This window comes from Candidatus Binatia bacterium (assembly GCA_035631035.1).
Lineage (GTDB): Bacteria > Eisenbacteria > RBG-16-71-46 > SZUA-252 > SZUA-252 > DASQJL01.
The window spans coordinates 1-5,669 of the sequence record DASQJL010000049.1 but is presented as its reverse complement, the minus strand read 5'-3'; the positions used below and the strand labels follow the sequence as shown (position 1 = coordinate 5,669).

Here is a 5,669-nt window from a genome sequence, read left to right as displayed (position 1 = left end):
CACCACCGTCAGCTTCGGGGGGAACCTCCTGCTCGACGCCGTCACCCTCGGCGCCGAATACCAAACCGTCTACGTCCCGTTCGCGCCGCGCGACCCCTTCCGCCAGGCGCTCATGCTCCACGCGCGCATCCAGGCGCCCGGCGGCGTGCAAGCCAACCTGGGGAGCTACGTCGGGCCCGACGGGGCGGTGCGCTACACCGTTTACGCCAGCCAGTACTTCTACGGCGGGGCGAAGGGACCCGAGGCGCCCGAGGGACATCTCTACTCCAACCTGATCCAGGGCCGCGTCCAGGACGTGACGGGGAACCCCGTCCCGGGCGCCGCGCTCAACATCGACAAGGAGACGGTGTTCACCGACTCGAAAGGCGAGTTCTTCCTGCGCGTGAAGAAACGCCGGGACTATGCGCTCATGGTCGCGACGGACGAGTTCCTGACGCCCGGACGCTACGACGTCATCTCCGCGCCGGCCACGGTGGAAGCGCAGCCCGAGGAGAAGGCGGGAACGATCCTGCTCGTGGTGGAGCGCGTGGCCGAGCTAGCGCCCGCCCGCTGATGGCGGCGGCTTCTCCGCCGCGACCGGCTGATCCAGGAAGAACCGCAGCTTCCCCCACCGGTAGACCCGCACCGAGAGGGCGAGCCACAGGCTCCCCAGGACGTACGCCCCCATCACGTCGCTGAACCAATGCTGGCCGAGGTAGATGCGCGAGGGGCCCATCAGGGCGATGAACACCCCGAAGATCACGAGAAGGATGGTCCGTAGCCAGCCCGGCTTGAGAAGCGCGTAGCTGAGGAACGCGAGGAATCCGTAGAACGCGGTGGCCAGGAGCACGTGTCCGCTGGGAAAGCTCAGCGTGTCGAGTCGCCGCAGCACGTGGACGACGTCGGCGCTCGGGCGGGGTCGCGCGACGATCAGCTTGATCAGCGATCCGACCACCGGGCCCAGGGCGGCGAACATCGCCGCGACCGCCTCCCATCGAAGGCCCAGCAGGAACAGGACGGCGATCATCAGCACGATCAGGAGATCCACCTGGGGGACGAACCCCACCCAGGACAGTCCGCGCATCAAGCCGTCGAAAAGCGCTCCCTTGTCGCTCTGGAACGCCCGCGTGATGACGAGGTCGATTCGGAAGTACGGCACGTAGTGCGCGGCCACCGCGAGCACGACGAACACGACGGTGGCGATGAGCACGTAGGCCTGGAAGGCCGCCGCCCGGTACTTTCGGATCGGCGGGTGCTCGAAGGCCTTCGTGTCGATCGCCCGGTGGAGCGCGCCCGGGGTCTCCGGGGCCGCTTCGTTCATGGGGTCACGCCCGAATCCATCGCATAAGACTAGGCGAGAGGGGGTCTCTGGGCGTAGCGTGAGCTTCGTTCGCAATCGTCCGCCAGCTCCCGGACGATTTCCGCGGCGCCCTGCACCCGGCGCACGCTTCCGACCGATTCGCCCGCCCAGTGCGGCAGCGCCCCGATGTTCCCGCGCACTTGGGCCCGGGGGGTGAACGAGCCGAGCCTTCGGATCCGGAAGATTTCTCCCGTCTCCTCGTCCTCGACTTCGGCCACGAACTCGTCCGTGCAGGCCAGGGCGGCTTCCACGCTCGCGCGCAGGCACCGGTGCGGGGCGTCCTTCCAGTTGGCGTTGAAGGTGTCGGAGAGGAGCGTGTCTTCGGGCCCGGCCGCGATGAGCGCCTCGACGTAGTGCGGGTGAGCGCCCGCTTCGGTGGACGCGACGAACCGCGTTCCGACCCGCACCCCGTCGGCGCCGCAGGCGAGCGCCGCGGCCATGGCGCGCCCCGAGCCGATCCCGCCCGCGGCCAGCACCGGAAGGTCCGGGACCGCCTCGAGCACGGCATCCAGCAGCGGAATCAGCCCCGTCCGTCCCCGCACGTGGCCGCCCGCCTCCACCCCCTGCGCGACGATCAGGTCGCATCCCGCGCCGGCCGCGGCGCGCGCCTCGCCGGGAGAGCCGACTTGCCAGCTCACGAGCGCGCCGCCGGAGTGCGCGATCTGCACCAGCCGGGGATCGGGATCGGAATAGAAGAACTCGACGACGCGGGCGCCCCGGGCGGCCGCGGCGACGCAATCGTGCAGGGACTTCGGATCCATGAAATTGAGGATGAAGTTGGCGCCGAACGGACCGGTGGTCCGGGCCCGGGTCGCGTCCAGGATCTCGGCGATCGCGTCGGGAGACATGCCGTAGACACAGACCATCCCGAGCGCGCCCGCGTTGGACACGGCGGACGCGAGCTCGGGGTTGGTCAGGCTTCCGATCGCCGCCTGCTGCAGCGGAACGCCGCAGCCGACGAGCCTTGTGAACCGGGTGATCATGGCGACGGTCTCCGAATCCGGGAGAACCGTACACCAAGCACGCTAGAACAGCAGTCGGAACCTAAGCCCGTCAGATCTGGCTGCGATACTCGCGGGCCATGTTGCGATGACTCCGGAGCGCGGGGAGCGTGTCTCCGATCAGTCTCCTGGCTTCGGGGTCGCGCAGGTTCCGGTGCGCCTCGCGCATCTCCTGCAGCACCTGGGCGTGCCCCTGGGCCATCGCGTTCAGGAACTCGTTGTCGAACGCGGACCCGTGGGAGTTCCGCAGCCGCCGCGACAGGGCGCGCTCATGCGCGTCCGGCGCGATGACGCGGAGCTCGAGGCCTTCGCGGTCCGCGAGTCTCATGACTTGCCGGTCGTTCCGCCTGTGGTCGTTCCGGAGGCGGCGCCCATAGCTCCTGACCTCCGGGGACTGCCCCTTGGCCATCGCGAGCGTCCCCAGCCGGATTTCCATCTGGTTCACATGGTGCAGCTTCGACAGCACGTCCCGCGTCATGCGGCGGTCGTAGCCGGTTTGGGCCTGCGCCTGGCCCGCGAGCCCAAACAGCAGGGCGGCGGCCAGCACGGCGAGGCCGTTCGTTCGAATGAGGTGTCTCATGGCTCGGTCCTCCTCTTGGGGTGAGACCTCTTCTGCCTTCGGGAGTCGCAAGAGGAGGGCCATTTTCCTCAAGCCGTCGGTGGCTCGATAAGTGATTGCACAATAATCAGATCGCTGATAGCGACCCGGAGTTGGGTGAGCGCTTTGTACGAGGGGAACGACGATGGAACAAGAGTTCGTGGCGCCGGCCACGAAGCGGCCGCCGGCGGGGCGCGTCTAAATGGATGGAGCGGTCCGGCCGATACTTCCGTGCAGGGTGGTACACTCGGACCGTTACCCAGCCACGACTTACTCATGGGGGCGAATGGATTCGACGGAGTGGTGAATCTAGGAACGCGCGCCGAGGTGCCGGAGGCCTCGTAAAACAACCGGCAAAACACAGAAGCCAATTCTGAATTGGCTCTCGCGGCCTAACTAAGCCGCTTGCGTTCGCCCGGTCTGCGCCTGCCGAGGCCGGAACGAGCGTCATGAAGGTGGGCTGGCCCTCGAGATCCGCCTGAGTCGAGAGGGCGAGACTTCATCGGGATAGCGGTACCGTGACCTTGTCCGCTTGTGTCCGGGACCGCAAAGGCTGAAACAGCGGACTACGCGCGTAGCTGGTCCTACAGGAGCCGCTTTCGGACGAGGGTTCAATTCCCTCCGCCTCCACCAATTCTCGACCCCGGTCGCCCGCGGCCGGGGTTTTTGTTTATCCTTCGTCCATGACGACGCGGCGCGGCCTCCGGATCTCGATGATGCTCCTGGCGTCTCTGGGCGCGGCGCCGAAGCCGGCGCAGGCGTTGGTCTTCACGCGCCAGCCCTGGCTCTCGCTCCAGACCTCGACCTCGATGCTGGTGGCCTGGCAGACCGATGTCGCGTCCTCCAGCAGGGTCCTGTACGGCCCCGACCCCGTGACCAACTGGAGCACGGCACTCCAGGCCACGCAGCCTGGAACGGTCGCCGATCACGCCGTCCCGCTCAGCGGCCTGACGCCCGCGACGCGCTACCGCTACAAGGTGGTCTCGAACACGGACACGCTCGATGCGGGCGCCTTCCGGACGGCGCCCGTCGCGACCGAGCCCTTCCGCTTCCTCGCGTTCGGGGATCTGGGCACCGCGACCGCCGACCAGCGGCTGATCGCGGCGCGCGCCGACACGCTGAACGCCGATCTCGCGATCCTGACAGGCGACATCATCTACGAGCAGGGGGAGCCGTTCAATTTCACCCCCTACTACTTCAACATCTACCGGCCCACGCTGAAGCGGATCCCCTTCTATCCCGTCCTCGGCAATCACGACACCTACTACGACGGCGGCGCCTCCTTCGTGAGCGCGTTCTATCTGCCTCAGAATTTCGCCTCGGGGCCGGAGCGCAGCTACTCCTTCGACTACTCCAACGCGCATTTCGCCGCGATCGAGGTCGTGAACGAGAACGTCGCGCCTCCGGCGGCGGCGGTCTCCTGGCTGAACGCGGACCTCGCCGCGAGCACGAAGCCCTGGAAATTCGTCTTCTTCCACGTGCCGATGTACTCGAACGGCGGCGGACATGGAGGAGATGCGGCCATCGCCGCGTCGCTCGAGCCGATCTTCCTCGCGCGCGGCGTGGACATGGTGTTCCAGGGGCACAATCACTTCTACACGCGGACCTATCCGATCGTCTCGGGCAGCGCGGTGGACCAGGTCCAGGAGCCCGCCTATTTCAACCCGCACGGGCCGGTGTACGTCGTCGCCGGCGGCGGCGGCCGCGCGCTCTACGCGCTCACGGCTCCGGCGCCCTACGAGGCGCTTTCGCGCAGCATCTTCCATCTCGTGGCCGTGGACGTGGCCGCGGATTCGCTCACGCTGCGCGCGATCCAGGAGGACGGGACCGTCTTCGACATGATGACGCTGCGGAAGGGGACCCCCACGTACGCGGAGAATCCTCCCGCCGACCCGTCCGGCACGGCGCCGCGCTTCCTGGTCCAGAGAGCGCGTCCCAACCCCTCGGGCGGCGCCGCCGATCTGCGCTTCACCCTGGGCGGCCCTTCGGCCGCCTCGCTCCGGATCCTGGATGCGGCCGGGCGTCGCGTCCGCGTGGTCGAGCTGGGGGAACTGGGCGTGGGCGAGCACGCGTGGCATTGGGACGGCCGCGATGACCGGGGCCGCCCCGTGGCGTCCGGGAGCTACTTCGTCGAGGTGCGCGCGGGCGCCCGGCGGGCCCGCACGCCGCTCACGATCGTGCGGTGAGCCGGACCCCGTTTCCCGAGGGATCGCGCACCAGGTAGTCCGCATCGATCGCTTCGACGTCGAGCCCCGCCGCTCGCGCGCGCGCCGCGGTCTCGTCCCGCCCGGCCGCGCTCGCGTGCTCCAGCGCGAACCAGCGAAGCCCGGCCGATCCCGGCGGCGGCGCCGGCGCGCCCTTCCCGGCCCACGTATTCAGCCCCACGTGATGATGGTACCCGCCCGCGGAGACGAAGAGCGCCTCCGCGCCATAGCGCGCCACGACGTCGAACCCGAGCACGTCGACGTAGAAGCGCTTGGCCGCCTCGAGATCGGCGACATGGAGATGGACGTGCCCCACGCGCGTCGCCGCCGGCGCCGGCGGGAGCGATTCCGGCGTCAGATGCCGAAGATCGCCGCGCGCCGCCGCAGGCGACTCGGCCACGAGGCTCTCGAGATCGAGGGCATCGATGGTCATCGCGACCGATCCGTCCGCGGCATGGGGCCACTCCCCGCGCGGCCGGTCGCGGTAGATCTCGATGCCGTTGCCGTCCGGATCGGAGAGATAGAGG

General features: G+C 68.7%; 5 protein-coding genes, 1 other RNA gene and 1 pseudogene. 3 read left to right on the top strand and 4 right to left on the bottom strand.

Annotated elements, in window-relative coordinates; translation table 11 throughout:
- The coding region (locus VE326_04525) for a carboxypeptidase-like regulatory domain-containing protein (GenBank protein ID HYJ32461.1) at positions 1–553 on the top strand (553 nt) is incomplete at its 5' end.
- On the opposite strand, the gene VE326_04520 is transcribed toward VE326_04525, so the two are convergent.
- From VE326_04520 to VE326_04510, 3 genes and pseudogenes are all read right to left on the bottom strand, one after another.
- Entirely contained in the window at positions 536–1,300 is a 765-nt protein-coding gene (locus VE326_04520) for a phosphatase PAP2 family protein (protein HYJ32460.1), read from the bottom strand. The two genes, VE326_04525 and VE326_04520, sit on opposite strands and share 18 nt — an antisense overlap.
- A 29-nt stretch (positions 1,301–1,329) precedes the next feature.
- Positions 1,330–2,325: pseudogene (locus VE326_04515) on the bottom strand (nitronate monooxygenase).
- 67 nt (positions 2,326–2,392) lie between these two features.
- The gene (locus VE326_04510) at positions 2,393–2,920 is read right to left on the bottom strand and encodes a DUF4142 domain-containing protein (GenBank protein HYJ32459.1); all 528 of its coding nucleotides are present in this window, start codon (positions 2,918–2,920) and stop codon (positions 2,393–2,395) included.
- A 296-nt stretch (positions 2,921–3,216) separates the two neighbouring features.
- Here VE326_04510 and ssrA point away from each other — a divergent pair.
- Both ssrA and VE326_04500 read left to right on the top strand, forming a co-directional pair.
- Positions 3,217–3,571: a transfer-messenger RNA gene (gene ssrA, locus VE326_04505) on the top strand.
- 50 nt (positions 3,572–3,621) lie between these two features.
- Entirely contained in the window at positions 3,622–5,124 is a 1,503-nt protein-coding gene (locus VE326_04500) for a metallophosphoesterase (protein HYJ32458.1), read from the top strand.
- Here the strand turns inward: VE326_04500 and VE326_04495 are convergent.
- Positions 5,108–5,669: VOC family protein (locus tag VE326_04495; GenBank protein ID HYJ32457.1), on the bottom strand; the 562-nt coding region annotated here is incomplete at its 5' end. The genes VE326_04500 and VE326_04495 overlap by 17 nt on opposite strands.